Source organism: Streptosporangium sp. NPDC005286 (assembly GCF_040607515.1).
Taxonomy (GTDB): Bacteria; Actinomycetota; Actinomycetes; order Streptosporangiales; family Streptosporangiaceae; genus Streptosporangium.
On the sequence record NZ_JBEXGU010000132.1, the window covers coordinates 1 to 26613 of the forward strand.

Annotated in this window: 26 protein-coding genes, 1 other RNA gene and 1 pseudogene; 10 read left to right on the plus strand and 18 right to left on the minus strand. The window is 68.4% G+C overall.

What is annotated here, in order from left to right:
• Window positions 1-411: 411 nt before the first annotated feature.
• The 4 genes from ABZU75_RS34135 to ABZU75_RS34150 form a co-directional block, all read right to left on the minus strand.
• A complete protein-coding gene (locus ABZU75_RS34135; RefSeq protein ID WP_355563403.1) occupies window positions 412-888 on the minus strand; it encodes a (2Fe-2S)-binding protein in 477 nt (158 codons plus the stop codon).
• A gap of 15 nt (window positions 889-903) precedes the next feature.
• Window positions 904-3201: a molybdopterin cofactor-binding domain-containing protein gene (locus ABZU75_RS34140; protein WP_355563406.1), complete on the minus strand. Its 2298-nt coding sequence runs from the start codon at window positions 3199-3201 to the stop codon at window positions 904-906.
• Window positions 3202-4419 carry an oxygenase MpaB family protein gene (locus ABZU75_RS34145; RefSeq protein ID WP_355563409.1) on the minus strand — a complete coding sequence of 406 codons (1218 nt, stop codon included), beginning with the start codon at window positions 4417-4419 and terminating at the stop codon, window positions 3202-3204.
• Window positions 4420-5045: 626 nt separating this feature from the next.
• Window positions 5046-6281 carry an oxygenase MpaB family protein gene (locus ABZU75_RS34150; protein ID WP_355563412.1) on the minus strand — a complete coding sequence of 412 codons (1236 nt, stop codon included), beginning with the start codon at window positions 6279-6281 and terminating at the stop codon, window positions 5046-5048.
• 182 nt (window positions 6282-6463) lie between these two features.
• On the opposite strand from ABZU75_RS34150, the gene ABZU75_RS34155 reads away from it, so the two are divergent.
• Window positions 6464-7120: a helix-turn-helix domain-containing protein gene (locus ABZU75_RS34155; protein WP_355563473.1), complete on the plus strand. Its 657-nt coding sequence runs from the start codon at window positions 6464-6466 to the stop codon at window positions 7118-7120.
• A 64-nt stretch (window positions 7121-7184) separates the two neighbouring features.
• On the opposite strand, the pseudogene ABZU75_RS34160 reads toward ABZU75_RS34155, so the two are convergent.
• The 4 genes and pseudogenes from ABZU75_RS34160 to ABZU75_RS34175 form a co-directional block, all read right to left on the minus strand.
• Window positions 7185-7325: pseudogene (locus ABZU75_RS34160) on the minus strand (IS5/IS1182 family transposase); the annotation flags it as partial.
• Between the two features lie 665 nt (window positions 7326-7990).
• A complete protein-coding gene (locus ABZU75_RS34165; RefSeq protein WP_355563415.1) occupies window positions 7991-8545 on the minus strand; it encodes a hypothetical protein in 555 nt (184 codons plus the stop codon).
• A gap of 142 nt (window positions 8546-8687) precedes the next feature.
• A complete protein-coding gene (locus ABZU75_RS34170; RefSeq protein ID WP_355563418.1) occupies window positions 8688-8858 on the minus strand; it encodes a hypothetical protein in 171 nt (56 codons plus the stop codon).
• Window positions 8855-9367 carry a hypothetical protein gene (locus ABZU75_RS34175; RefSeq protein WP_355563421.1) on the minus strand — a complete coding sequence of 171 codons (513 nt, stop codon included), beginning with the start codon at window positions 9365-9367 and terminating at the stop codon, window positions 8855-8857. The genes ABZU75_RS34170 and ABZU75_RS34175 overlap by 4 nt, the downstream gene beginning before the upstream one ends.
• 330 nt (window positions 9368-9697) lie before the next feature.
• Here ABZU75_RS34175 and ABZU75_RS34180 point away from each other — a divergent pair, with 330 nt between their 5' ends.
• The 6 genes from ABZU75_RS34180 to ABZU75_RS34205 all read left to right on the plus strand — a co-directional run bounded on the left by ABZU75_RS34180 (window position 9698) and on the right by ABZU75_RS34205 (window position 15686).
• Window positions 9698-9985: a hypothetical protein gene (locus tag ABZU75_RS34180; RefSeq protein ID WP_355563424.1), complete on the plus strand. Its 288-nt coding sequence runs from the start codon at window positions 9698-9700 to the stop codon at window positions 9983-9985.
• A 184-nt stretch (window positions 9986-10169) separates the two neighbouring features.
• Window positions 10170-10835: a vWA domain-containing protein gene (locus tag ABZU75_RS34185; protein ID WP_355563427.1), complete on the plus strand. Its 666-nt coding sequence runs from the start codon at window positions 10170-10172 to the stop codon at window positions 10833-10835.
• Complete coding sequence (locus tag ABZU75_RS34190) at window positions 10835-12709, plus strand: protein phosphatase 2C domain-containing protein (RefSeq protein ID WP_355563430.1); 1875 nt, start codon at window positions 10835-10837, stop codon at window positions 12707-12709. Before ABZU75_RS34185 ends, ABZU75_RS34190 begins: the two co-directional genes overlap by 1 nt.
• Window positions 12706-13809, plus strand: a complete 1104-nt coding sequence (locus tag ABZU75_RS34195; protein ID WP_355563433.1) for a hypothetical protein — start codon at window positions 12706-12708, stop codon at window positions 13807-13809. Before ABZU75_RS34190 ends, ABZU75_RS34195 begins: the two co-directional genes overlap by 4 nt.
• 81 nt (window positions 13810-13890) lie before the next feature.
• Entirely contained in the window at window positions 13891-15081 is a 1191-nt protein-coding gene (locus ABZU75_RS34200; protein WP_355563436.1) for a PASTA domain-containing protein, read from the plus strand.
• Window positions 15078-15686, plus strand: coding sequence for a hypothetical protein (locus ABZU75_RS34205; protein WP_355563439.1), 609 nt, complete (start codon window positions 15078-15080; stop codon window positions 15684-15686). The genes ABZU75_RS34200 and ABZU75_RS34205 overlap by 4 nt, the downstream gene beginning before the upstream one ends.
• 231 nt (window positions 15687-15917) lie before the next feature.
• Here ABZU75_RS34205 and ABZU75_RS34210 read toward each other — a convergent pair whose 3' ends face one another.
• The 6 genes from ABZU75_RS34210 to ABZU75_RS34235 all read right to left on the minus strand — a co-directional run bounded on the left by ABZU75_RS34210 (window position 15918) and on the right by ABZU75_RS34235 (window position 19967).
• Window positions 15918-16241 (minus strand): hypothetical protein, encoded by a 324-nt coding sequence (locus ABZU75_RS34210; RefSeq protein ID WP_355563442.1) that lies wholly within the window; start codon window positions 16239-16241, stop codon window positions 15918-15920.
• A 28-nt stretch (window positions 16242-16269) separates the two neighbouring features.
• The gene (gene prfH / locus ABZU75_RS34215; protein WP_355563445.1) at window positions 16270-16929 is read right to left on the minus strand and encodes a peptide chain release factor H; all 660 of its coding nucleotides are present in this window, start codon (window positions 16927-16929) and stop codon (window positions 16270-16272) included.
• Window positions 16926-18116, minus strand: a complete 1191-nt coding sequence (locus ABZU75_RS34220) for an RNA ligase RtcB family protein (RefSeq protein ID WP_355563448.1) — start codon at window positions 18114-18116, stop codon at window positions 16926-16928. Before ABZU75_RS34220 ends, prfH begins: the two co-directional genes overlap by 4 nt.
• Window positions 18117-18332: 216 nt before the next feature.
• The gene (locus ABZU75_RS34225; RefSeq protein ID WP_355563451.1) at window positions 18333-18665 is read right to left on the minus strand and encodes a hypothetical protein; all 333 of its coding nucleotides are present in this window, start codon (window positions 18663-18665) and stop codon (window positions 18333-18335) included.
• Between the two features lie 115 nt (window positions 18666-18780).
• Window positions 18781-19158, minus strand: a complete 378-nt coding sequence (locus ABZU75_RS34230) for a GntR family transcriptional regulator (protein ID WP_355563454.1) — start codon at window positions 19156-19158, stop codon at window positions 18781-18783.
• A complete protein-coding gene (locus ABZU75_RS34235; RefSeq protein ID WP_355563457.1) occupies window positions 19155-19967 on the minus strand; it encodes a hypothetical protein in 813 nt (270 codons plus the stop codon). Before ABZU75_RS34235 ends, ABZU75_RS34230 begins: the two co-directional genes overlap by 4 nt.
• Before the next feature lie 42 nt (window positions 19968-20009).
• Between ABZU75_RS34235 and ABZU75_RS34240 the strand changes: the two genes are divergently transcribed.
• Window positions 20010-20693, plus strand: a complete 684-nt coding sequence (locus tag ABZU75_RS34240; RefSeq protein ID WP_355563476.1) for a replication initiator — start codon at window positions 20010-20012, stop codon at window positions 20691-20693.
• 77 nt (window positions 20694-20770) lie between these two features.
• Here the strand turns inward: ABZU75_RS34240 and rnpB are convergent.
• The 4 genes from rnpB to ABZU75_RS34260 form a co-directional block, all read right to left on the minus strand.
• Window positions 20771-21165: RNase P RNA component class A (rnpB, locus tag ABZU75_RS34245), an RNA gene on the minus strand.
• A 295-nt stretch (window positions 21166-21460) separates the two neighbouring features.
• On the minus strand, window positions 21461-22735 hold the full coding sequence (locus ABZU75_RS34250) for a bifunctional RNase H/acid phosphatase (protein ID WP_355563460.1): 1275 nt from the start codon (window positions 22733-22735) through the stop codon (window positions 21461-21463).
• Window positions 22732-23472 (minus strand): C4-type zinc ribbon domain-containing protein, encoded by a 741-nt coding sequence (locus ABZU75_RS34255; RefSeq protein ID WP_350917799.1) that lies wholly within the window; start codon window positions 23470-23472, stop codon window positions 22732-22734. The genes ABZU75_RS34250 and ABZU75_RS34255 overlap by 4 nt, the downstream gene beginning before the upstream one ends.
• Window positions 23469-24302 carry a Nif3-like dinuclear metal center hexameric protein gene (locus ABZU75_RS34260; protein WP_355563464.1) on the minus strand — a complete coding sequence of 278 codons (834 nt, stop codon included), beginning with the start codon at window positions 24300-24302 and terminating at the stop codon, window positions 23469-23471. The genes ABZU75_RS34255 and ABZU75_RS34260 overlap by 4 nt, the downstream gene beginning before the upstream one ends.
• Before the next feature lie 241 nt (window positions 24303-24543).
• On the opposite strand from ABZU75_RS34260, the gene ABZU75_RS34265 reads away from it, so the two are divergent.
• Window positions 24544-25983, plus strand: coding sequence for an NAD(P)/FAD-dependent oxidoreductase (locus ABZU75_RS34265; protein ID WP_355563467.1), 1440 nt, complete (start codon window positions 24544-24546; stop codon window positions 25981-25983).
• Between the two features lie 83 nt (window positions 25984-26066).
• Window positions 26067-26613: membrane dipeptidase (locus ABZU75_RS34270; protein ID WP_355563470.1), on the plus strand; the 547-nt coding region annotated here is incomplete at its 3' end.

The window sequence follows — 26613 nt, forward strand, 5'->3', positions numbered from 1 at the left end:
GCACCGTGAATGGCGGTGCGCCGGCCTCTGGGGGCTGAGGCCGGCGAACGGAAGCCAAGCCCTGCCACCCTCCTTCCAACCGGGCGGCGGGGCTTGCGCAGTCCTGGTCAGCGGCCCCGGATCCGCCAGGTCTGATTCAGGGGACTGTCCCCTCCAGCCCGGCCGCGTCGTCACTGAAGACCAGCGCATGGGTGCCGGACCTGAACGGCACCGAGGCGTCACCCAACTCCCGGACCCGGTCCTCCGGCTCATGTCGATCTTGACGATGTCCCCGCCGAACGCGCCGACATCGGAGATCACGTACCCGGCCCGGACATTGGCCTCGCGCGCCTCCACGTCACCGACCGCCGTACCGATCTCCTTTGGCTTCGCGGGTGGGGAGCGGGCCGAACAGCCAGTTGCCGTTGTGCCTCACATGTTCTCGGCGCCGGCTTTGACGGCTTCGCGGATACGAGAGTAGGTGCCGCAGCGGCAGATGTTGCGGAGGCCGTCGAGGTCGGCGTCGGTGATTCCGCGGCCTTCGGCGGCGGCGCGGCGGACCAGCGCCACGGCGGCCATGATCTGGCCGGGCTGGCAGTAGCCGCACTGGGCGACGTCGTGGTCGAGCCATGCCTGCTGCATAGGGTGCAGGTCCTTGCCGACCGTGGCCGGAAGTCCTTCGATGGTCGTGACTTCGTCGGTCGGCTGGAGATCTGCGACGGGGATCGCGCAGGGGTTGACCGCTTTGCCGTTGATGTGGCTGGTACACGCTTTACAGACATTGATACCGCAGCCGTACTTCGGTCCGGTAATGCCGAGAATGTCGCGCAGCACCCACAGCAGGCGCACGTCGCCGTCGACGTTGACGGTGACCTGCTCACCATTGACGCGGAAAGTGTGCTCGGACAATCAGATCTCCTTGTTTCATCGGGCGTGGTTCAGGCCGTCGGTCGGGGATGGGGGAATGGGCGGGATAGTCGGTTTGGGGGCGAAGGAGAGCGCGCCGTGGTTGATCGGGAAGCTGGTGGGCATCGTTCCGGTCGCGCGACCGTACGCACAGGCGACCGCGGCCATCGACGCGGCGACGCCCAGTTCCCCAGCGCCGCCGGGCTCCTCGGAGGTGCTGGGCATGACGATGATCTGGAGTTCGGGCGGGGTGTTCCACTGCCGGGTGTAGAAGTAGTTGTCCCAGCTCGCTTCGAGGAAGTACCCGTCGCGCAGGTGCAGGCTGGAAGTCAAGGCCAGCGCGATGCCGTCCATGACGCAGCCCATCATCTGTGCTTCCAGCCCCCGCGGGTTGACGGCAAGGCCGACGTCCACCGCGACTACGACCTTGGTGATGCGTGGTCCGGCCACGCCGTCACGGATGGGGCGGTTGACGGTTTCGGGTCGGCAGTCGATCTCCACCAGCACGGCGCTGACGGCCTTGTACTCGGCGTGGAACGCGATGCCCTGCGCGGTGCCGGCCTGCATCGGCCGTCCCCAGGCGCCGACCTCGGCCACCTTCGCCAGCACCGCCCGGGAGCGGTCATCGCGGAGAAAGTCGTGCCGGAACCGGTAGGGGTCTTTGCCCATCCTCGCGGCGAGCCGGTCGACGATGAGCTCCCGGGCGCAGGTGACGTCGGGTGAGTAGACGTTGCGCATGCTGCCGGTGTTGAAGCCCTTGTCGGTTTCGCTGAGTAACTGGCTGCTGGCGCCGAACTTGTAGGACATCGCCTGACTGAGATGGAAGAACGTTTGGGAGAAGCCGATGTCACCCACCGGAAGCCTCGCGGCCATGGCGGTGATGATCTCACCGAGCCCGTGGCCAAGGTCCGTGGAGACGCTGGTGTGCCGCTGCTTGTAGCTCAGCACGGTGTCGCCGAGGTAGGCGACGCGTACCCGCGAGGTGGCCATCGGGTGGGTGCGGCCCTGGCGGGAGTCGTCGGCGCGGTGCCACATGAGCTTGACGGGTTTGCCGAGCAGCTGGGACACCTCGGCGGCTTCCAGCGCGGCGTCGAAGAACAGCTTGCGCCCAAAGGAACCACCGCCTTCGGTGACGTGCACGGTGACCCTGCCGAGCGGCAGCCCCAGCTTGGCGGCGATGGTCTGCTTGGCGACGAGCGGCGATTTCAACGCCGACCAGATCTCGGCGCGGTCGGCCCGCACGTCGGCGATCGCACAGTTGGGTTCCAGCGCGCTGTTGCTGCGGAAGTAGAAGGTGAACTTGCCTTCGACGGTCGGAGTCAGCGGCTTGAGCCCGAGCGGCAGCTCCGCGGCCTCCAGTTTCCGGAGTACGGTCTCGTCGGACGCTCCTTCCGCGGTACCGGATTTCCAGGAGACCCGCAGGGCTCGTACGGCGTCGATGCACTGGCCGAAGGTCTCGGCACGCACCGCCACCCCGGTGGAGATCGTCACGACATCGGTGACACCCGGCATGGCGCGGACCTCGGCGAGGTTGGCCACCGAGCCGACTTTGCCGTTGATGGTCGGCGGGCGGCACACCATCGTCGGCTTCGCGCCCGGGACGTCGAGGTCCATCGCGAACTTCTTGCGCCCGGTCACCGCGTCCAGCGCGTCGATCCGGTTGTGCGGCCTGCCGATGACGGTGAAGTTCTCGCGTGACGTGAGCTCCACCGACACCTGCTGGGTCCGCGTGCTTGCGGCCCTCTCGGCGAGCGCACCGATGTCGACGCTGCGGCCGGAGCGATCGATGATCACCCCGGCCTTCAGCGTCAGATCGGTGACCGACGAGCCGAGTTCGGTCGCCGCGGCCGCCAGCAACCGGAGCCGGGCGATGGCGGCGGCGACCCGGATCGGGGTATAGGTGGCGATGGTCGTGTTCGACCCGCCGGTGAGCTGGTTGAACACCAGCTCCGGCCGAGCGTCGGCCAGTGTGACACGCACCCGTTCCAGCGGTACGGCCATTTCCTCGGCGATCAGCATGGCCGTCGAGGTGGTGATGCCCTGCCCCACCTCGGCCCGCGGCAACGCGAACGACACCGTGCCGTCCCGGTTGACCTCGACCGAGATCAGGCCCGAGGCCGGCAGCGCCGCCGCGGTCATCATGTCGTTGAGGTCGAGCAGTTCCGTGAGTTCCGGTGAGGGCAGCCGGACATCGGGCGCCGGCGTCAGGCCGAGTTCGGCGGCGACCACCAGGGTCGGAGCCGCCACCACGTACCCGAGGAACCGGCGCCGCCCGATGCCCTCGTCCAGCCCGCCACCATTCGATCCCATCATCATTCAGCTCAAACCCGGACGGTTGGTCGTGGGGATCTCAATCTTGGTCTCCTTGGCCTTGGTGAGATAGAACAGGATGTACTTCCGCACGGCTTCGTCGAGGACCCAGGCGGTCTCGGGTACCAGTGGCAGCGGAATGAGGCCCTCGCGGAATCTCACCAGTTTCGGCCAGATGGTGGGGATCAGCAGGTCCCACACCGGCTCGCGTTTGATGCCGTCCCAGTCGGCCACCTGGTCGCCGACCAGGTACCGGGCGAGCGCGTTGCACAGCGGCCGGCTGATGCCGGCGGGACTGGTCTGCTCGGCGAGCTGACCCAGCAGGATGTCGGTCAGCTCCACCCCCTCGGGCGTCGGCCCCATGTTCCGGGGCAGGATCTGGTCCGACTGAGCGTTGGCCGCGGCCCAGGTGGCGGGGATGTATTCGTCCTTGACGCCGAGCATGTGCGCGGTCACCTGCCACACATGCAGGTACGCCTCGGAGTGGGCGGCGCTGATCGGGACCTTCCATTCGAGCATCTTGCGCATGGCGAAGGTCGGCAAGGTGTGCCAGGTGACCAGCATGTCCTCCTGGCTGATCGGGATGTCGCCGGTCCAGTGGGGGGACTGCTGCAGTAGGTGTCGTACCGCCGCGTGTACCAGCCGGGTCTTCACCGCCTCGACCACGCAGGAGCCATCGGGCCGGTACGCATTCAGGGCGCCGACGGCGAATCCCAGGATGCTTGTCTTGGCGACGCGGTCCTCCATGTCCGCGCCGCCCTTGGAGTAGTAGACCGAGAGGGCCTCTTTGGGAATGGCGGTGCTCAGCATGCCGCCACCCACGCCGTTGAGCAGATTGAGGTACAGCCCTCTGGACTTGTTGAACTCGGCTGCGGTGTTCAGCTTGCCGTGGTCCGCCCACGACGGCAGTTGGCGTGCTCTCTCCATGAAGTCCCGCAGGTCCGCCGGCAGCCCTGCGGGCAGGGGCTGGTCGTTACGGGTCCAATTCCACAGCAGGCGGTTGACCTCGGGGACGGCGCCTCGATCGATCAGCGAGGCGACCAGCGGGTCGGCCTCCTCGTCCCACACCCACCGCGGATCGGTGCCGGCGCCGGCACCCGCGATCGAACCGCTCGATGCCCAGGTCCAGGGCGTCGCCCGAGCCGGGAACGCCACCCCCAGCGCTCCGAGCGCCCCCAGGGCTCCACCTGAGATCAGCATCTTGCGCCTGCTCAGCTCTGCCATGCCGGACTCCTCCTGAGTTCCGCACGCCGATGATACGATGATACATATCAGGTTTACTTGTATCTCAATAAGGGCGCAAGCTGATCGGGAAACATTTGAAGAAACAGCTGACCGCTTCGCGGCTTCCGGCTAAACCTCGGCACTCCGGCCGGTTTCTCATCGATATCGAACAAGCCCGCACCTCCGCTGACCGGATGGCTCTGGATGATTTGCGAGCTTGTCACGCTCCATGCCGGCAAGCAGCCGACCAGGGTGACCCGATATTTCCTGGCGCCCATGCCGGAACCGACCGACTCCCCGGATCGATAACCAAGAGCCCGTTTCTCAACCCGGCGGCAACTGCTCGTAGCGCTCCGTTGATATCAGTCACCGGTCATGAGTGTTCAGGCGTGTTAGAACCTGTTTCGGGTATTCGTGAACAGATATGACTGGGGCGTCGGCACACCCAGGAAACGGTCAATACGGGAAACCATGGCCGCCCACACAGGGGACTCGGACGGGCGGGGCGGAAGGCCTGGGCCCGGACTCTGCTGGATTCCGGGCCCGAGAATTCGCAGCGGTGTCCTGGCCTACGGAAAGCAAGCCAGGCCGGGGGCTTTCCTCCGCTTCTGGGCCGAGGGTCCGGCTCAGGAGTTCGGGTAGTTCGGGTTGTTGGTCAGCGGAATCTCGATGTTGATCTGCTGCGCTCCGGACAGGTAGGCCAGGAGTACCTTGCGAAGGAGCTCATCGAAGAGCCAGTAGGTGCTGTCCGCCCCCGGGAACACCTTGAGCACGCCTTCGCGGACGGCGATGAAGGGCCCCCAGAACGTGTTGAGAAGCCCATCCCAGAGCGGATACCTGGGGATACTCAGCCACCCGGCGATCTCGTCGCCGAGCATGAAGCGCGTCAACGAGCCGAGTACGCGCTTGGTGAGGAGGCCGGCATCGATCGTGGCGCCGAGCTCCAGGAGAATGTTGGCCAGCTTGATGCCCTCGGGCGTCGGGGCCAGCACCGGGTCCAGGACCTGCTTGGCCTGGGAATTGGCCTCGGTCCACGACGCGGGGATGTACTCCTCCTTGATGCCGAGCATGTACGCGGCCAGCTGCCACGTGTGCAGGAAGGCCGCGGAGTCGCCGGCGGGCATCGGCACCTTCCACGCGACCAGATTCTTCATGACAGTCGTGGGCAGGCTGTGCCAGGTGACCATCATGTCCGCCTGGCTGATCGGAATCTCCTCGTCGGCGGCCCCCTGCCAGTGCGGGGACTTCGGCAGCAGGTGGCGCACGGCCGCATGCGCCAGCCGGGTCTTGACGCAGGTCACGATCATTTCGCCATCGGCGTCATAAGCGTTCCGAGTCCCGATGTCATACCCGAGCTTGGCGGTCTTGGAGATGCGGTCCTTCATGTCCGCACCACCCTGCGAGTAGTAGACCGCCCGCGCCTCCTTGGGGATGACCGTGCTCATCATGCCGCTGGCGAAGCCGTACAGCACGCCGGTGTAGAGCCCCCGCCTGTTGTTGAAGTCGGCCGCGGCGGCGATCTTGCCTCTGTCGGCCCAGGCCGGCAGCTGACGGGCCTTCTCCATGAAGGCCTTCAGGTCCGCCGGCAGTCCGGCCGGCAACGGCTGACCGTTCTTGGTCCAGGTCCGCAGCAGAGTGTTGACCCTGGGCACCTCGCCCCGGTCGATCAGCGAGGCGACCAGCGTGTCGGCCTCCGGGTCCCATACCCACCGCGGGTCGAGGCCTGCCCCTGTGCCCACCACCGAACCACTGGGCGACCACGTCCACACGCGCGCCTGCGCGGGGGTCGCGATGCTCAGCGCACCGAATGCGCCCAACGTCCCGCCGGCCCGGAGCATGTCGCGCCTGCTGAGTTTGTCCATGCCTTCGTCCCTTCTCCTCGTGAGGCCGAGAGCATTGCTGATACGATGAAACATAAGATGAATCTGAGTATCACCAATACAGCACACAGTGTCGGACATCACAAGACCGTGACAGCGACTGTCAGGGATTGAGGCAGAATCAATCACAGGAGGTGATCGTGGAATCTGCACTGTCCGTGCTCATGGCGCCGTCGGACTCGGAGTCGCTGTTGGAGCGCGCGTACATTGATGCCGTCGAACAGGTTGACGACATGGACGAGACCCGTGCGCGCATACTCGACGCGGCGTATGAGCAGTTCTGCCGCATGGGTATCCGGCGGTCGACCATGGAGGACGTGGCCCGCCGGGCCGGGGTTTCGCGGATCACGGTCTACCGGCGGTTCGCCACGAAGGACGCGCTGGTCGAACATGTGGTACGTCGAGAATTCCGCCGATATTTCGACCAGTTCCTCATCGACATCGAACAAGCTCATACCGCCGCTGATCGGGCGGTTCTTGGCTTTGTGAGCTCATTGCGCGCCATCCGGCGTAACCCGTTGATCAGCGGCCTGATCACCGCGGAACCGGATCTGGTCGTACCCTCCATGATCAGCGACGGGGGCCGAACCCTCGCCACCGTGCGGCAGTTCGTCGCAGGCCAGCTCCGCCACGAGCAACGCGCGGGCAACGTGTCGAGCGACTTGGACACCGACCTCGTGGCCGAACTGATGGTCCGGATCTCCGCCTCCTTCCTGGCGATCCCCAGTCAGATCATCGACCTCGACGACGACGAGCAACTGGCCGCGGTGGCCCGGCAGTTCCTCGTGCCCATGTTGGAGCCAACCGGCCACCCGGATTGACCGCCGGGAAGAGCGAATCGTAGAGCAGCGGCGAAGCACTCCGGCTTTGGCGGGATGAACGTTTTCATCCTGCTTCGCGGGTCTGAGGGATGAGGGTCGCTTTAACGAGCTGACCTGCGCGAAGGGGGCAGCGGCGGAGCTTCCGCAGTACCCGCCGGCTCTTCAACTGCGCATTCGCCCGCTCTGCGGAGGCGCGCATCCTCGCTCGCCGACGCCGGGGCGGTTCCCCCTGCCCCAGGCCGCCTGACTCACATCGATGGCCGGGGTTCGCTGCCGCGTGCCCGGCTGAGATGGTCATTTTCCGGTCAGCATGAGGGCAACAGCGTCCGGGAACATGATCACGATCGGCACAGCCGACGACCTGCGAATCGCCGAGCTCCTTCTCGGCAAACGCCTCAAATCCACGTCCGGCGGCCCGATCGCCTACGTGACCATAGATCCGCCGGCCCCCGAGAGCTGGAGAGGGCCTAGATCACCGTCTAAGACCGGTCGAGGAAGGGTCTAGATCCAGGTGGGAGGGGTCTGGTTTCCAGATCCTCCACCTAGGCTTTCCAGACCCCTCCTGACCTACAACCCAGGCGCTTCAGGCAGCCCTGGACGGGTGCCGCCACAACCCCTGAAAACCGCCCTGGGCGGCAGGGATGGCGGGTTGCCTGCGAGAGCGCTGGGCGGGGCCGATCATCGTCGGGCAGGACGTGAACCGGGGTGCCGCAGGCGTCGGTCGCGAAGTCCTTCGCCGCCCTCCCCGCCTTCCACGGCCCGCTGCCCCTGTTCTTCGCACATGCCGTATCGCTACCGTCAAAGTGGTGCAACCTCTATCTCCGTGAGTAATCACCACAGGTCAAACGGGGCGATGTGCGAAGAACGGGTCTAGCTGCCGGAGCCGGAGCCGGAGCCGGAGCCGGAGTCGCTGTCGGAGTCGCTGTCGCTGTCGGAGTCGCTGTCGGAGTCGGAGTCGGAGTCGCTGTCGGACTTGCCGTCGGACTTGCTGTCGGAGCGGGACTTGCTGTCGGACTTGCTGTCCGAGCGGGACTTGCTGTCCGAGCGGGACTTGCTGTCGGAGCGGGAGTCACTGTCGGACTTGCTGTCGGACTTGCTGTCGGAGCGGGACTTGCTGTCGGAGTCGCTGTCGGACTTGCTGTCGGAGCGGGACTTGCTGTCGGAGTCGCTGTCGGAGTCGCTGTCGGAGTCGCTGTCGGAGTCGCTGTCGGACTTGCCGTCGGACTTGCCGTCGGAGCGAGACTTGCTGTCGGAGTCGAAGGGGTCGAAATCATCGGGGGGCGAGTCGCTGGAGGCCGTGATCCCGTTGACCAGATCGCCGACGGGGTCGGCTAGGAGCGTTGCGTGGGCCGGGCCGGCGGCTACGGGCGCGGCCAGGACGGAGCCGAGGGCAATCAGTGCGGCGGCGATCGTGTTGCGGTTCATCCGCGGTTCTCTCCTTTGAGCAGGGGCGTCCCGCCTGCTGCGGACCGCCCCGTCCGTTACTGCACGCTCTATATGACTACTCAGAGTGAGCAATTTCAAGCTTGGGCAGTATCCGGACGTGTCCCCCGATCTGGGGTGCCGCTTACTTGGCCGGCCAGTTTTCCCGGTCGGCGACGAACGATCCTCGTTGCGGCATCGTTACCACGTAGCCCTCGTCACGGAGCAGGGCGACCGCGGCCCGCGCTGTGTCCCCGGTGATCCCGCGATCAGCAACCATGCTCGACTCCGACGGGATCGCATCACGCGGCTTCAACTCGCCCGCCTTGATCCGCTCACGGATGATCCGGGCGACCCGTGCTGGTAAATCGGGGTTGGGGCGAAACGGTCGATCTCCATGGGTAAGACGCTGGAGACATGTCCTACCTTCGAGGCGGAACAGCACACGATGACTCCGTAGTAATCCTCAGCGAACCGCTGAAACGCCTCCGGCGACGGATCCATGAGCAACTCGAACAGGTGTGCCGACCCATCGGGGCCGCTCTCGCCGTCCGGGTACTCGATCTCACCCACCCGCCAGCAGTCGTCACCGGCCTCCCGCCACAGAGAAGCGGTCACGACTGGCATGCCGTCCTCGTCGCAGAACGCAGGTTCTTCGACACAGTGGCGAAAGACATGGGGGACGGAGTCGAGTACCCCCGGCCACGGCCCGTCGTTGCCGTACGGGCTCATCACCGCCTCGTGGTCGAAGCCGCGGATGTAGGCGCCCGCCGCGGAGAAGACGATGGAGTATTCGTCTCCGGAGCCGTTCCGCATCGAGGCCATCTCCTCCCCAGGACTCCAGTCCGCGTCGAAAGAGTGGTAATGGAAGCAAGATTGCCGCCGCTTCATCGTGGATGGAGGCGCCCAGCCTAGATCATTTGTGACAACGGAGACAGACGCTACCCACCTCGCACCCGCGATAGGAGCAGTTGCCCGCACTCGATGCTTCCGACGCCGCCGAAAACCGGGAGCAACAAGCGATCACGGGACAACATGCTGCACGGATAGCAAAGGGCCGTCCCTGCTTTCAAAGGGTCTGGCCAGTGGACCGGCGAATCCCTTCGCGTCATAGATCGCTATTCTGACCCGGCGTGGGAGTACCGAGGAAATATCATGCGATCAAAGATCAGCTTGGATGCGCTGGGTGAAGAACTCGCCCAGATCGCCGATTCCTCGACGATTACCCCTCTACCGGCAGCCGAGGTCAGCGCGCTTGAAGAAGTGATCGGTGCGCCTCTGCCTCGGGAGTTCTGCTCGTTTCTGCTCCGGTTCGGTCCTGGTGTGCGCCCTGGCCCGGCGCTCGACCTGGAGTGGATCATCGATGAAAAACGACGAACCGCGCCGGCTCCCGACCCTACAGATCGGCGTTGTCAGAGTCTGTCACCGTGCCGCAGCTATTAATTCCCGAAAATGAGTAATGCTGGGGCCTTCACGGCGTATCTAATGGGGTGAGGGGGCCCGTATCGCGTACCTCGGGCCGTCCGCGTCAGCGATCTTGAGGAGAGTAGTCGCCGTGTCGCATTCTCCGGAGCCTACCTACAATTATGCCCTTCCGAGGGCATTTCCCTTCTACATCACGTGCGACGTGTCCCACTCGATGCACGCCCCCCGCGAGGACGGCAGGCAGACTCCGTTCGACATCCTTTCCAACTGTGTCGGGGAGCTGCTCTTTCAGCTCGAGGCCGGTGATCCGGGGGTGAGCGAGGCCGCGCACGTGTCCATCGTGGCCTTCCATGACAGGGCCGACGTGGTGCTCCCGCTCACCCGGCCCTGTGACGCGAGCAACATCCCCGCGCTACCGAAGGGTGGTCAGACCAATTACGAGCAGGTGTTCCTGACCCTGCGGCAGCTCATCCAGGCCGACTGCGCCCGCCTGGCCGGGCAGTACCAGCTCAAGACCCCGGTGGTCTTCTTCATCACCGACGGCGAGCCCTTCGTCGGAAATGGCCGCCAGCCTGCCGAGGTCTGGCTGCCCGCCCGTGCCAGGCTGACCGACCCCGCGTTCCCGCACCGCCCGCACATCACGGCGATGGGCTTCGGCCAGGTCACCGAGCAGACCCTCTGCCAGGTGGCGACATCCTTCCGGAACAACCCGTTGGCGTACGTCGCGGACGAGTCGATCCAGGCGGTCAAGGTGGTGGCGGCGATAGCCCAGGCGGTCCAGGACAGCATCGGCAGCTCGATCAGGAGTTCCGACTTCGTGATCCCGATTCCGGCCGGCATGCGCCGGCTCCCGTGCGGAGGCTCCTGATGGGCCCGCCGGGCCGGGTCCGTACCAGCGCGGTCGCCGCCCTCGTCATCGGGTTCGCCGTCGCGGGCTGCGGCGGGTCCGGCGACTCGGGGCGGCAGATCATCGTCAACGCGCGGGCGGGAGAGCGGGAGCAGCTCGTCGCCGAGATCTACGCCGCCGCGCTCGACCGGGCCGACATCGACGGCGTCGCCAAGAAGGTGGCCGAGGTCGCGGACTACGCGAAGCAGCCGGACGACGCACGGGTCGCCGTCGACTACGACCTCGACGTGCTCGTGGCCGCGTCGCCGGCCCCGTCGACGCCGGACGACCAGCGACTCCCCACCGCCCTCCCCGGGCACACACTCGTGAGCAGGACGGCGATCCAGAGCCGCGCGGTGCTCGCCGTGTCCCCCTCGCTGCAGCGGGACGTCCGGACGATTGCCGAATTCGCGCAGAAGTACCAGAACGACACGGCCCGCGTCACTGTCCTGGTCCCGCCAGAGTTCAGCGTGTTCAACCGGGCGCTGACCGACCGGGGACTCGCCGTCAGCAGTCAGGCCGACTTCGACGCCGCCCTGACACAGTCCGGTTTCACGGGAGGCGCGATCGTCCCGGCCGGCTCGAAGAAGGGGAACCTCGTCCCGCTCGAAGACCCGGACAATATCCTGCCCCCCCGGACGCTGAGCGTGTTCGCCAGCGACCAGGTCGCCAAGGGGGATCCGGAGGCCGAGCGGGTGCTCCAGGAGGTGACGGACGCGCTCACCCCGCAGGTCGTCGACCGTCTGCTCACCGAGGTGAAGAACAACGGGAAGAGGCCGGCCGACGTGGCGAGGGACTGGGCGGGCGACAACGTGTCGACGTCGTCCGGGTTCCCTCTGGCACAGATGATCCTGGCCCTGTTGCTGGGCGGGGCGGCGGCGTTCACCGCGCTCTACCTCCTCGGCTGGCGTCCCGCGACGACCGCCGTGCGTGGGGGGAGGCAATCGGACGTGGCGACACCCGATGCGCCGCGGTCCGCTGCCACGCAGGACACCCGCGTGGTCGTCGGTCCCGAGCCCAGGCCGATCGCCGTGCACCTGCCCTGGAGCACCACCTCGGCCGATGCCGGGCTTGCGCTCGACGGAGGCCTGGTCAAGGGCACGACAGTGCGCGCCGCCACGGTACGGGGCCGCACGCACAGCTTCCGCGGCGAGACCCGGCAGGACGCGTACGGCGTGCGGCTCAGCAGCGACGAGCGCTGGGTCATCGCGGTCGTGGCCGACGGCCTGGGCAGCGCGCGCCACGCGGAGATCGCGTCCACGGTCGCCGTCAGGGCCGCGCTGGACGGGATCGACTCCGCGTTGCGGTCCGGTGAACGCCCGCAGAGCTGGGACTGGAAATCCGTGCTCGCCTACGTGTCCGACACGGTCCGGCGGACCACCGAGTCCCTGGGCTCGCCGCGGCCGGGCACCAATACCGAACGCGCCCCTTCCGCACGGCCCGGGACCACTTTGACCGTGGCCGTCCTCCCTTCGGAGGGAGAGGGGCAAGCCGTGTGCGCCGCCGTCGGCGACTCCCCGGCCATCCTCGTCACCGGCGGCCGGTGGCAGGCGTTGGCGGGCGAGGGAGGAGGCGGCGACAACGTGACGGCGGCGATCCCGGGCGACCTCGCCGATATCCAGGTCCAGGTGTTCTCGTGGCGCACGGGTGACCTGCTGGTGCTCAGCAGTGACGGCTTCGCCGCGGGCGTCGCGGGCGGCCGGACCCCGCTGACCCAGCGGCTGTCCCAGACCTGGCGCACGCCGCCGAGCCTGGTCGACTTCGTCCGGGAGGTCGACTTCCGCCTCTCCACCTTCGACGACGATCGGACGGTGGTCGCGATCTGGGCCGGACGCCACGATACGGCCGTGCCGTGACGGATCTTCCGATGATCGTCCGCGTCGGCGAGCTGACATTCACCGGGGAGGGGCCGGTGCTCCGCGACGGAGGGCAGACGGACGGACTGCGGCTCTGCATCGCCCCCGACCAGCACACCTACCTGTTCAAGAGGTACAAGTCCGAGACCGCCGACGAGGTGCGCGTCCCCGCGCTGCACTCCATGATCCGCTGGCGCAGGGAGCTCCCGGACGAGGAGCGTGCGGTGCTGGACGAGAGGTGCGCCTGGCCGATCGCCGTCGTCGGCACGCCCGCCAGGGCCGAGGGCATCCTGATCAGGCTCGCCGAAAGGTCGATGTTCGAACAGCGGACCTCCGGCTCGGGCGAGGCGACCGAGACCCCGCGTCACCTCGACGAGCTCACCCGGAGCCCGGACCGTGCGAGGCGGATCGCGCAACGGTACGAGGTGAAGAAGGCGTACTACGAGCCGCCGTACAAGCTGGCCGTGCTCGGTGAGCTGCTGGACACCGTCACCTGGCTGCACCAGCACGGGTACGCGGTGGGGGATCTGCAACTGCGCAACGCCGTCTTCACGATCGATCCGCGCCCCAAGGTGTACCTCCTCGACTGCGACTCCTGCGTGCCGCTCCTGGGTGAGGGCGCGATGCCTCCCGTCGACCCGGAGCAGTGGAAGCTTCCGGTGGAGCAGCGTGGGGTGGCCTTCGACGTGACCTCGGACCACTACAAGTTCGCCTGGGCGGTGGTGCGCTGCGTCCAGGAGACGGTCGAAACCTGGCAGCCGGATCCGGTGGTCCTCCGGAGGGTCATGCCGTCGGCCCTCGCCGACACGCTCATCGAGTGCAGCCGTACCCTGCCGCCGCCCGGTGTGCGGGAGCGGCTCCGAGAGGCGGCCGCGGTGTGGCCGAGGATGGTCATCGGGGAGCGGCTCTACGTCAACGTGGACGGCTTCATCAAGAAGCCCTGGCCGACGGGCGAGTCGGCCGTGACACCGGCCCCGATCACTGTCACGCCTCCGGGGCCGGCCACCTCGGCAGGTTCGGGAGGGAAAGTGAATTGGGCGGTCGTGGCGGGGGCCGTGCTGATCGTGCTCTTCTTCCTCATCATCGCCCTGGGTAAGTGACCTCGTTCAAGGGGAGTGAATTAAATGTCCAACACCAGCCGTGTCCCGGGCGTCATGACCGCATCCCCCGCGGAGTAGCCGATGCTTCGCCACCTCTCGATGCTCGCCGTGTCATTGGCCGTGTTCCTGAGCCCGGTGCCACCGTCCCCCACGCCGATCGCGCCCGACGGCTGTGAGCCACCCGACGTACTGCATCAGGAGCTCCAGGTGGCGATAGACACGCTTCGGAACGTGCCGGACGCGGACATCAACATTCAGGTGTTTCCCCAGACCCTCCTGCCGACCTCGACGTCCTACGTCATCGACTACGTGGTGGAAGACTGCTCGGCGGACCGTGGCATCGCCGCCCGGGACGACGTCGCCTACACGGTCGTCCTCACGGTCGGCCCGAAGGTCCCAGATGTGCAAGGTCTTTCCCGCACCGACGCCGAAACCGCTCTCGACGCCGCCGGCCTGGGCAAGGACCCGCAGCCGGCGAGCGCGAGCGCCGACTGGAAGGTCACCGGCCAGAATCCGCCCGCGGACCGACTGGTGAGCTTCGGCACGACCGTGCGAATAGACCTGATCTCCCCGAATCCGCCCCCGCCCGAGGTCACCACTCCTCCTCCAACGCCCGTGAATCCGGGGCGGCAGGTGACCGTGCCGCCGCTGATCGGACTCGACCCGGCAGCGGCCAGGCTGCAGCTCTCGGAGGCCGGCCTGGTGCTCAGCGTGGATCCCGATTCGCCCGAGACGGGGAGGATCGACCGCCAGAATCCCGTGGCCGGCAGCCAGGTCTCCGAGGGCGCGACCGTGACGGTGTCGCTGCGGGAGGCGGTGACGGAGACGCCAAACCCGAACGACGACGGAAACAAAACGGGCCCCGGGGAGATCCCCGGGACCGACAATGGCTCCTCCTCACCGCTGATCCCCGTAGCGCTCGTAGGGATCGTGCTCCCGGGACTGGCAATCGCCCTCGTCCTCGTCCTCGTCGCCCGGACCCTGCGGGCCCGCCGTACCGTGCGAGGGAGCGACCCGCACCAGGCCCCGTCCCCGTCTCCGGCCCCGGCCCCGGCCCAAACCCTGCCGTATCCCCAGCTCCCATCTCAAACCCAGCCCCAGCAGGTGCCGTCGATCCACTGCGATCCGCACCCCGATCCCGCCCCGCGCCTGGAAATCCACCTGACCGGCTCTCCGCCGCCCGGCGCGGCCCCGTCCGCCCCGGTGCCGGACATTCGGGTGGAACTGTTCGCGGACCCCGGCCGCCAGGAACTGAGAGAGGTCGTATCGTGACAGTCCACATCGAAACCGAGCCGGGCACCGCCGATCTCCTGCTCTTCCCGGACCCGAGGGAGGCGGCGGCGGAGCTGTCGCGGGCCCTCGACGCGCGCCGCACGCTTGAGCAGGTCGAGGACGGCACCCAGCGAGCGGGCTCGGCCTTCCGCGGCGCGCTCAACGGCAGGGTCGCCGACGCGGGCGGCGAACTGCTGCGCGGCATCGAGCTGGGCACGGTCCTGCTCGGCGGCTGGCTGCAGTACCGGGAGCTGGGGCTCGCCGCACGCAGGAGCGTCGAACAACCCGGAAGCACCGAAATAGTGCGCCTGACCGGACACACGATCACGTCAAAGCACGCCCCCTACGTCGACGTGTACATCGAGGGTCAGTACGTGGCCCGCGTCGGCTTCGGCATCGACCTGGAGTTCGGCGTCGGCCTGCTCCAGGCGAGCATTCGCAACGGTCGCCTGATGAGCCTGCGCGCGGGCGACTGCACGGCGAGCATAACGTGGAGCGTGGAGGGCTTTCCGGTGGCCCAGAACACGGCGAGACTCACCATGCCGCTCCAGCTCAGGCTCGGTGACGGGATCCTCCTCAGTGGAGCGGGCGCACCGCAACCATGACTGAACTTCGTGGCCGGCGTCATCCGCCGCCTTCGCATCTCGATCCAGCGGGTCGTGGGAAGCCGCCGGATCGGGTCGGTCGAGACGAAGACCGGCACCGGCACTCTCCAGGTCCGCGGGCTCCCATCCAGGTCAGGCGGCAGATGTGGACCCGGTGCGCGGAGTTCTGCACGTCTCAGGGCGTCGAGGGCCTTCTCCGGGCCGCTCTGATCCCACAGCCATTGCCCCCGCTCAGTCCACCACGGGATCCTGGCAGGTGAGATACGGGCGTTCCTGGTCAAGCCACTCCTGGCTCAACCTGGCCCCCGTGGTCAGCTCGATCGTCGCCAGCGCCGCCGCCCGCCAGCTCTTCCCCTTCCTCCATCTGAAGTGCGGCGCCATGGCCATCAACTCAGGCCAACGTGCCAAATTCGGCTCGTGCGTCCATTCCTCCGAGTACATGGCATCGACCATCAGGAGCATCTCCCCGTCGGCGGCAAAGCCGATGCGATTGTTGGCGTTCACGTTCCAGTAGACGCTGTAGGCCCGGGCACCGACGCTGAGACGCGGAAGCACCGGTGGATAGGCATGGTCAGGTGGACTGTCACGGTCGCCGGCGCGTCTGCTCCTGTGAAGCCAGGTCCTGCTTCGGCATTTCCGGGCGTTCGATGCGGGTGGGGTTGCCGCGTACGAGCTCATCGTGGACGCGCCAGCGGGCGGTGGTGACGGCGCGCCCTGCCGTCTCGTCACCGTCCTCGATGCGTTGTCGCAGCAGCCGCATGGCGATGCGGCGGTTGAGGCTGAACTGCCGCTCGGTGTCGACCACGACGACGATCCCCGAGGGCCGGTGGGTCGCCCGTACCGCCGTGCTGGCCTTGTTTCGATGTTGACCGCCGGGGCCGCCGGTACGGCAGGCGACGATGTCGACGTCCGCCTCCGCGAACGTCGTGCGCGGGGTGTCGACCCGGCACGGTTGGGCGATGACGTACCAGTTCTTCCGGCCTGTGCCGGCCCGGTATGGGCTGGGGGCCTGCCAGCACAGGGTTCCGGTCCACGAGGCGGCGAACGCCTCGGCACCGGCTCCCGATATCTGGATCAGGACCGATCGGTAGGTATCGGGCCGGTCACCGGGAACGGTCTCGGCCCGATGGGTCTCCAGGTTCTGCCGGGTGGCGTCGGCTTCCAGGCGGCGCAGCAGCCGGGCCAGCGCCCAGGCGCACTCCTGCGGGCCACGCCCGGCCGACAGGAGCAGGTGGACGCTCACCGCGCGCCTCGCTTGCGGCGCTGGTCCCGCCGGGGCGCGGATCCGAGATCGGGTGTCTTGTAGGTGACCAGAGGGACCGTGGTGGCCACGGGCGTGGCCAGGTCATGGTCGACGAGGTCGGCGATCACCTGCTCGATGCGCTTGTAGGCCGTCGGCGCCTCCTCGAAGAGCAGCTGGCGGTCTCCGCACACCACCAGCGAGCCCACCGGCGTGCGGCGCAGCTCCTCGACCGTGTGCTTGGCCCGGCCCCGGCGCAGGGCGTCCGCACGCGACATCTTGCGGCCCGCGCCGTGCGCGACGGAATGGTTGGCGTCAGGCCCGGCGTGGGCGGCCACGAGGTAGGAGGGGGTGCCTCGCGTACCGGCAATGAGCACGTCGCGGCCGTCACCCGGCGCCGCCCCCTTGCGGTGCAGGTAGACCCCGTCGCGGACCTCGACCAGGTTGTGGCACTGGTCGACGAGCGGCTCGGCGAGCTCGGCCCCCAGGGCATGGGCGACCCGGGCTGCCATCAACCGCCGGTTGAGCGATCCCCAGCGTACGGCGTCGTCATGCATCGCCAGGTAGGCGCCGGGATCAGGGGCGGGGCCCGCGCCGTGGACCGCGGTATGCGCCCGCAGGATCCGTTCGCCCAGCCCCCGGGAACCGCTGTGGACGATGAGAACCAGGTCACCGTCGGCGAGTCCGAGACGGCTCGCGTGGCCCGGCTCGAAGACGGTCTCGATCCGCGCCAGCTCGACGAAATGATTGCCCCGGCCGACCGTCCCGAGACCTTCGACGTGACCGGCTGGGATATCGCCCTTCACAACGGCCCAGGCCGGGTCGTCGGCATCTTGCTCGGGATCCAGCGCGCGGTCGAGGTCGGGGAAGCGGGCGGCGAGCTTCTCGGGTACGGCGCGCTTGAGCTTCATGGGGAACACGGCGATGCCGCAACCGATGTCGGAGCCCACCAGGAACGGGTACAGCACGGTCGATGCCATGGCGGCGCCGATGGGGGCGCCCTTGCCAGGGTGCAGGTCCGGCATGGCGGCGACGTGCATCATGCCGTCGAGGGCGGCCACCTGGTGGCACTGCGCGAGGGCGTCGGACTCGATCCAGCTCGCGGGGGAGGCGAACACGGTGACGGTGGCCGACCCCGTGGCCGTGGTGGACGGCAGCGGGGACTCCTGCCGGGAGTGTTGCTGAGACAAAAGGCTCTCTTCCCTTAAAGGGGTATGGGTTGACAGCATTGCGGGGCGCGTCGGCGCCGTGGCATCTCGGAGTGGCGGGGTGCTGTCCGTCAGAGCGTCATGGACACCACGTTCCCTGAGCCCACCACGCGAGGCAAGCGGTTTTCGGTCGTACGCGGAACCTGTCAATTTGATCAAGGCAGTTGAGCTGGGCTAATTCTGTCTGGATGATCTCGGTCACCGCTCGCCCCGAGCCGTCGAGTTCTCGCTGCCGGTGGCGAGCTGATCCAGCAGCGCGAAGAGCTTTCCCTGCACCTCGATCACCTGGCGGGTCTTGTCGAGCTGCTCGTACTCCTGCAGAATCCGAGCCTTGTACGCCGCGGAGTACCGGCGGGCTGTGGCCCGCTCATGTACCTGCGGGTCAGGGGGCTCGGGGTCTGGCTGTCGTGCTCCACGAAGGGATGTCCCCTTCCCCGCCCTCGATACAGAGTTATGTACCTTTTTGTTGCCTCTGTCTAGTTTGGCAGGGAGGGTGTTGCTCCGTATGACCGACACCGAGATCGAGATCACCGCGGAGTTGGTGCGGGATTTCTGGAGCAGCCGATGCAGCGGCTCGGACGCCGCCTGATCGGCCGCTACGCCGGCGTCGTGCGGTCGGCGACGTGACCCCGCGGCCGGGTCGCGGTCATGACGAGGCCGGTGCTGCCGCGCCGGACGTCAGAGCCGCCTGTACGATGCGGATCGCCTCGGCCGCGTCGATGCCGACGCTGGCGATCACGGCGGCGTAGTCGGCGGCGGCCCGGCGGGCCCGCTCCCGGCCTTCCTCGCCGGCGGCCGACACGAACGAGCCCGCCCGCCCGCGCGTCTCGATCAGCCCCGCCTCCTCCAGCTCCCGGTAGGCCCGGCCGACCGTGTTGACGGCCAGGCCGAGGTCGGCCGCCAGGTGGCGGATGGTCGGCAGCCGGGCGCCCACGGCCAGCGTGCGGTCCTGGATCTGCCGGGCGAGCTGGGCCCGCAGCTGCTCGAACGGCGGTACCGGCGAGGTCGCATCGATGACGATCATCGGACGCTCATGGCCCGCTGGGCCACCGTCGCGCACGACGGCGTCCTGGCATGGAGCGCGACGCACGCGGCCAGGCTCAGGATCAGGTAGGCGACCGCGGCGGCGCCCCACCAGCCGGGCGCGGTGCCGAACAGCACCACCGGCAGCGACCACTGCACGTTCGGCGTAGTGAGCTCGCGGGCGTCTTCGACGCGCATGATGACGTCGGCGGTCAGCGACTCCTCGTCCTGCGCCACGACCGGACGCCTGAGCAGGTGGCGCAGCTGCAGGGCGGTGATGGCCGTCGCGCCGAGCAGGCCGATCAGCACGACGATGGCCAGCTGCCGCACGGTGGGGTCGGGAACGGCCAGGGCGCTTGCGGCCAGCACCATCGCACCAGCGAACGTGGCGGCCGCGAAGACGGCGTACGGCCGGCCGAGCACGGTCCGCCAGCCGGGCTGGATCGGATGGGCGGCCCTGCGCGACAGCGTCGCGCCCGCCCGCTGGTCGACGCGTCGCACCCACTGGTCGAGCAGCGACTGTGCCAGCAGTAGCCCGGCCACCGACGCGGTCAGGGCCAGCAGCGGTAGCGGGCGATGCGGCTGGAAGCCGCCGAAAGTGGAAGTGGCGACGAGGGCGCTCACGATGATCAGCGTGGCCAGGATGACGTAAGTGGCCAGGCGGGCGCGTCTGCGGACCGCCAGCCGGCTGGCGAGCAGCGGGGTCGGGTGAGTGTCGGCCAGGTCGTGGCGGGCCAGCCACTCGCCCGCCATGCGCAGATCGGTCGTGCGCGTCGGCGGGTCGGTGTCCGGTAGCGGTTCGCGGGTCATAGCGCCTCCTTTGTCGCAAGCTTTGTAGCAATAGGGTGCGTCATACCTTGCGACAAAGTCAATGCCCCGTGGACTCTCGTCGTCCTCCGCGAGCACCCCCGGCGGCTCATCGCCGAGTGCCCGCGCCTCGGCGCACTCGATGAACTGGCCGATCTCCGACTGATCCAGTGGGCACACATGCTCGGATTCCGCGGCCACTTCTCCACCCGCTCCCGCCACTACTCCACCACCCTCGGCGACATCCGAGCCGACCGCACCACCTACGCCCGCGACGAAGCGATCACCACCGGACGGCTGCCCCTGTTCGACGAGGAGACCGTCCTCGTCATCGCCGAATGGGAGTACGCCGGAAAGGGCTACCCACTCGGCGACGCACTCCTCGCCGCCGCGCTGGCCGAGCACATCGACCGGCACAAGCCCGAGGACGTGCTGTTCCGGACGACCCGCGGGAACCTGATCCGGCGTGACTACTTCAACGCCGACATCTTGAAGCCCGCGATCCTCACAGCCGGAATGCCGGCCGACATGACGTTTCACGATCTGCGGCACACCTTCGCCAGTACGGCGCTCGCCGAGGACGTGCCCATCTCCGAGGTGTCCCGGTGGCTCGGGCACGAGTCCATCACCACGACCGTGGATCTCTACGGGCACCTGGTCCCGGAGGCGTCCGAACGGACGCGGACGGCGCTGGGCAACGCCTTCGCCGCCGCACTTCAACTCACCTGAATGTGCCCCCGATGTGCCCTCTCGGGGTTTCAGGCCCCCTGAAGGAGAGCTCCACTGCAGGTCAGAAGCGGGAAAGGCGGACGAGTCGGCCTGTAGGCCGGGTTTTGTTCCTCACTTGCGTGAGGAGGCGACCATCCATCTAGGGCCGACGTTGCCGGCGGCCTCAAGCGGTCTACCCGCGCGGCTCGGGCGGGCAGCCCTCAAGCGTCGCGCGCGGGACACTCCGAAGAGCGCCCCTTCTTGACCTTGCTCCGGGTGGGGTTTACCGAGCCGCCCACGTCACCGTGGGCGCTGGTGGTCTCTTACACCACCGTTTCACCCTTACCTCCCCGCGAGGGGAGGCGGTCTGTTCTCTGTGGCACTGTCCCGCGGGTCACCCCGGGTCGGCGTTACCGACCACCCTGCCCTGTGGAGCCCGGACCTTCCTCGGCGGGTCTCCGAAGAGACCCGACGCGGCCGCCCGGCCGGCTCGTCCGCCGTGTTCCAAGCCTAACGGGTCCCAAGTGGGCTCCAACCGAACGGCAAGTCATCTGCGCTGAAATATGAATCAAGCGGGACGGGACAGACGAGCGTCAGGGGAAAGCAATGAGAGCGAGGATGGCCGGTCCCGCGCGCTGCCGGGATCCGCACCGGTGTGATGGGATACGGCCATCACACCAGGTGTGGACGCGCACACCGATGCGGGAGGCGAGTGTCGGCCGTCTCCCGCATCGGGCCCGATCGTCGGTTGGAGGCCCGGCAGCGTACCGCCACCCGAAACCGCCGGTTCAGCGCAGGTGGGAGGTGTCGTTGAACGCCTTCACCACCGCCGGACCGTCGGCGTAGTACTCGATCAGGGACAGGGCTGACAGGTCGAGATGCATGCGATACAGCGCGCTGAGGGGAGCGAGCAGCGCGAATCGCAGCAGCATCTTGATCGGCGTGACGTGGGAGACGGCGAGGATCGTCTTGCCCTCGTAGCGCTCGATCAGCAGGTCCCCGGTCGCCTGGACCCGCCGCGCCGCCTCCCCGAAACTCTCCCCACCCGGCGGCGCGGCGGACGGGTCCGCCAGCCACGCGGCGAGCTCGTCCGGCCAGCGACGCTGGATCTCGGTGAACGTGTGGCCCTCCCAGTCGCCGAAGTCGGTCTCCCGCAGACCCTCCTCGACGACGACCTCAAGACCGGTCCTGGCCGCGACGATCTCCGCGGTGGCACGGGCGCGCCGCAGCGGTGAGCTGACGATCACCTGGATGCCGTACGACTCCCCCGCCAGCTTGGCGGCGGCGGCCTCGCCCTGGGCTATGCCGTTGGGCGTGAGTTCGGGATCGCCGAGCCCGGAGAACCTGCGCTCGACGGAGAGCGGCGTCTCACCGTGCCGGAGCAGGTACAGCGAGGTCGCGACCGAGGTGGGCGAGCGCCAGCCGGTGCCGCGCCCGGTGGACATGGCCGTCCGTTCCGCCGGCTCTCGGGTGACGACGCCACCACCGGAATCACCGGCGCCGAGGTCATCGGTGTCGAAGAGGAGAAGGTCCTCGGCGGGGCCCCCACCGGTGAGGGTGGCGGCGGCACCGCTCCCGGAGACAGCGGTCCCGGAGGCGCCGATCGCTCCCCCGGCGGGAGAGGAGGAAGCCGAGGCGGTCCAGGTGCGGCCCTTGGCCGCGGCGTCCATGGCCTCGTTGGCCAGGCGATCGGCGTCCTTGTTCTTCTCGCGCGGGATCCAGCGCCAAGTCACCCGGAGGCGCCTGGCAAGGGCCGCGGCCTGTAGGGCGAGCGGGCGCAGGCCCTCGTTCTTGACCTTCCACCGGCCGGCCATCTGCTCGATGACCAGCTTGGAGTCCATCCGGACCTCGACCTTCGCACCGTCTCCGGCCAGGGCCAGCAAACTGGTCAGGCCGGCGATGAGCCCGCGGTACTCGGCGACGTTGTTGGTCTGGGTGCCGATCGACTCGGCCGTCTCGGCCAGCACCTGGCCGTCGGCGGCGTCCTTGACGACGGCGCCGTAGCCGGCCGGCCCGGGGTTGCCCCGCGAGCCGCCGTCGGCCTCCACAACGTACGAGGTCACAGGCCGGACTCCGCGGTGCGGACCAGGATCCGGCGGCACTCCTCGCAACGGATGACCTCGTCGTGGGAGGCGGCCTTGATGCGGTTGATCTCGGCGATGGACAGGCTGGTGCGGCAGCCGAGGCAGCGGCCGCCCTGGAGCATCGCGGCCCCCACCCCGAACTGCTCCCTGAGCTTGCCGTAGAGGGCGAGCAGGTCGGCCGGGATGTCCTTCTCGACCTCGGCCCGCCTGCGCTGGACCTCGTCCTTCTCCTTGTCGATCTCGGCGAAGACCGTGTCCCTGCGGTCCTCGGCGACGCCGCGGGTGCCCGTGAGCTCGTCGCGCTCGGCCACCAGCTTGGCGACCTGCGCGTCCGCCGCCTCGCGGCGCTCCATGATCTCCAGCACCACGTCCTCCAGGTCGCCCTGCCTGCGCGTCAGGGAGGCGATCTCCGACTGGAGGCTGGCCAGGTCCTTCGGCGAGGAGACCTGTCCGGAGTCGAGGCGCTTCTGGTCGCGTTCGGCGCGGATGCGGACCGAGTCGACGTCGGCCTCGGCCTTGGTCTGCTCGCGGGCGAGGTCGCCGGACTCGGTCTCGGCGGCGATCACCTGGGTCGCGATGCGGGCGACCCGAGCGGAGAGCTCGTCGATCTGGGCCAGCTCGGGCAGGGTACGGCGGCGGTGGGCCAGCCGGTCGAGGGCGGAGTCGAGTTCGGCCAGGTCAAGCAGACGCTTCTGGGCCGCAGGGGCTGCTTTCACGTGAAATCCTCGCACTTTGCTGTTGTTTTCCAGGCGTCCGTGACCGTCTCGGAAACGCGCGTCTCAACAGTAATCCCCCTGGCGGCCGATGCGGACGCCAGATGGTGCGCCGCGTCGGCGAGCCACGGCCACTCGGTGGCCCAGTGGGCGGCGTCGATCAGCGCGGGGCCGTCGGCCTCCATGAACTCGCTCGCCGGGTGGTGGCGCAGGTCCGCGGTGAGGAAGACGTCGACCCCGGCGGCGCGGGCCACCCCGAGCAGGGAGTCTCCGGACCCTCCGCTGACCGCGATCCGCTGGACGGGGCGACCGGGGTCTCCGGCGACCCGCAGGCCGCCCGCCGTGGCGGGAAGCCCGCGCGCGGCCTGCCGGGCGAACTCGGCGAGGGGGATGGGGGCGGGCAACGAGCCGATCCGGCCCAGGCCGCGCCTGGGGTCGTCGGCCGCGGGCATGAGCGGGACGAGCGGGCCGGTCAGGCCGACGGCGCGGGCGAGCGCGTCGGAGACGCCGGGATCGGCGACGTCGGCGTTGGTGTGGGCGGTGAAGAGCGCGACATCGTTCTTGATCAGCTTGTGGATCAGGCGGCCCTTGAAGGTGGTGGCCGCGACGCTCGTGGTGCCGCGCAGGTAGAGCGGGTGGTGGGTGACGATGAGGTCGGCGCCCCAGTCGAGGGCCTCGTCGGCGACGGCGGCCACCGGGTCGACCGCGAACAGGATCCTGCGTACCTCCGCGGCGGGGTCTCCGCAGACGAGTCCGACCGCGTCCCACGACTCCGCCCAGCGTGGGTCGTAGCGGGATTCCAACTCTGTGACGATGTCGGCAAGCGTAGGCACCCGCGCAGACTATCGGCCTATTCCCCGGCGCGAACGGATCACCTAATGTAAGTGGATACTGACCCATGGGGGGAGCAGCGGATTCCAGTATTTATTCCAGTATTTGTCGCATATGAAGAGGTGTGGAGTTGGGGAGACGTGGACACAGGCGGCAACTGGAGCTTGAGGACGTCTACCGGCGCCTGATCCTTGCCGGCATCGGGGACCGCTGCCGTGACAACACCGACCCGGAGGCGTACGCATGAGTCCGAAGATCGCGATCATCGGCGCCGGATTCGGCGGGCTGTGCATGGCCATCCAGCTGGAGAAGGCCGGCATCCGCTCGTACACGATCTTCGAGAAGGGGGACAACGTCGGGGGCACCTGGCGCGACAACACCTATCCGGGGGCGGGCTGCGACATCCCCTCGCACCTGTACTCCTTCTCCTTCGAGAAGTACTCCAGCTGGACGCGCCGCTTTCCCGAGCAGCCGGAGATCCTGGGCTACCTGGAGAGGTGCGCCGACAAGTACGGCGTGCGACCCCGCCTCCGGCTGAACACCGCGGTCGTCGCCGCCACCTTCGAGGAGTCGCTGGGGAAGTGGCGGGTCCGCACCGCGGCCGGGGGCGAGCTGTTCGACGTGGTGGTGTCGGCGGTGGGACAGCTCAACCAGCCCCGCCTGCCCGACATTCCGGGAATGTCAACGTTTAATGGCATGGCTTTCCACTCCGCCCGCTGGGACCACTCCGTCGATCTGACGGGCCGGCGGGTGGCCGTGATCGGCAGCGGGTCCTCGGCGGCGCAGTTGATCCCGAAGGTCGCCGAGATAGCCGATCACCTGGACGTCTTCCAGCGGACCCCCAACTGGGTGATCCCCAAGGCGGACGCCGTCTTCGGCCCCGGCGCCAGGGCCGCCTTCCGCTACGTGCCGTTCCTGCAGCGCGCCTACCGCGAGTGGATCTACCGGTACGCGGAGATCGCCCTCTACCCGGCCCTGGCCGGAGGCTGGAGCTCCGACCCGCTCCGCAAGCGCGCCCTGGAACACCTGCACGACCAGGTCCCCGACCCGGTGCTGCGGGCCAAGCTGACCCCGGACTACCCGGTCGGCTGCAAGCGGATCGTCGCCGACAGCAAGTTCTATCCCGCACTGACCCGCCCCAACGTGGACGTCGTCACCGACCGGATCACCCGGATCGTCCCCGGCGGTGTGGAGACCGCCGCCGGACTCCGCGAGGCGGACGCGATCGTCTACGCGACCGGCTTCGAGACCTCCGACTTCCTGGTTCCCATCCAGGTCACCGGGCGCGACGGCCGGCACCTGGCCGAGGAGTGGAAGGACGGCGCGGAGGCGTACCTGGGCATCGCCGTACCGCACTTCCCCAACCTGTTCCTGCTGTACGGCCCCAACACCAACCTCGGCCACAGCTCGATCGTCTTCATGATCGAGTGCCAGGTCCGGTACATCATGGGCTGCCTGCCACAGCTGGCCGCGCGCGGGCCGATGGAGGTCAGGCCGGAGACGATGGCCACCTGGCGGCGGAGCCTGGAGGCGGCCATGGAGCGCATGGTCTGGCAGGCGGGCTGCACGAGCTGGTACAAGAACGAGGCCGGCCGGGTGACCAACAACTGGCCGGGCACGGCGACCGCCTACCGCCGCATCACCGGCGCCCCGGCCCCGGACGCCTTCCACTTCGCGCGCTGACCCACGCTCCCTCGCGAGGCGCGGGGGGCGAAGTGCCGATACCGTCATGGCGAACGAGAGCCGTACGCGCAGAAGGGCCCGCCGTGTCCGCCGACCTCCACCGCGACTCCGTGGTCGCCGATACCCACAACGACCTGCTGATGGCCGTCACCGCCAGGCCGCCTGCCCGGTGGGCGTCGTTCTTCCGCGAGCGCTGGCTGCCGCAGCTGCGTGAGGGCGGGGTGAACCTCCAGGTGCTGCCGGTCTTCATCGACGACCAGTACCGCCCCGAGGGCGCGCTCCGGCAGACACTGCGCATGATCGAGTGCGCCCATGTGCTGGCCGAGGGCAACGCCGACGCCGTACGGCTCTGCCTGGACGGCGCGCAGATCGACGAGACGCTCGCCCAGGGCGGGATCGCCCTGGTCCTGGCGCTGGAGAGCATGCCCGGCCTGGATTCGGCCGTCGAGCTGGTGCCCACGCTGCACCGGCTGGGCGTGCGGGTCGCCTCGATCGCGCACTGGGGCCGTACCGCGCTGGCCGACGGCAGCGGCGAGGACGCCACCGGCAGCAGGCTCACCGCGGCGGGGGTGGAGACGGTCCGGGAGATGGAACGGCTCGGCATGATCTTCGACGTCTCCCACCTGGGCG

Coding starts and splice junctions, on each gene's coding strand:
- ABZU75_RS34140 (WP_355563406.1), bottom strand. CDS start 3,201: ATGATGATGGGATCGAATGGTGGCGGGCTGGACGAGGGCATCGGGCGG.
- ABZU75_RS34145 (WP_355563409.1), bottom strand. CDS start 4,419: ATGGCAGAGCTGAGCAGGCGCAAGATGCTGATCTCAGGTGGAGCCCTG.
- ABZU75_RS34150 (WP_355563412.1), bottom strand. CDS start 6,281: ATGGACAAACTCAGCAGGCGCGACATGCTCCGGGCCGGCGGGACGTTG.
- ABZU75_RS34155 (WP_355563473.1), top strand. CDS start 6,464: ATGGCGCCGTCGGACTCGGAGTCGCTGTTGGAGCGCGCGTACATTGAT.
- ABZU75_RS34165 (WP_355563415.1), bottom strand. CDS start 8,545: ATGAACCGCAACACGATCGCCGCCGCACTGATTGCCCTCGGCTCCGTC.
- ABZU75_RS34175 (WP_355563421.1), bottom strand. CDS start 9,367: ATGGCCTCGATGCGGAACGGCTCCGGAGACGAATACTCCATCGTCTTC.
- ABZU75_RS34180 (WP_355563424.1), top strand. CDS start 9,698: ATGCGATCAAAGATCAGCTTGGATGCGCTGGGTGAAGAACTCGCCCAG.
- ABZU75_RS34190 (WP_355563430.1), top strand. CDS start 10,835: ATGGGCCCGCCGGGCCGGGTCCGTACCAGCGCGGTCGCCGCCCTCGTC.
- ABZU75_RS34200 (WP_355563436.1), top strand. CDS start 13,891: ATGCTTCGCCACCTCTCGATGCTCGCCGTGTCATTGGCCGTGTTCCTG.
- ABZU75_RS34230 (WP_355563454.1), bottom strand. CDS start 19,158: ATGATCGTCATCGATGCGACCTCGCCGGTACCGCCGTTCGAGCAGCTG.
- ABZU75_RS34235 (WP_355563457.1), bottom strand. CDS start 19,967: ATGACCCGCGAACCGCTACCGGACACCGACCCGCCGACGCGCACGACC.
- ABZU75_RS34265 (WP_355563467.1), top strand. CDS start 24,544: ATGAGTCCGAAGATCGCGATCATCGGCGCCGGATTCGGCGGGCTGTGC.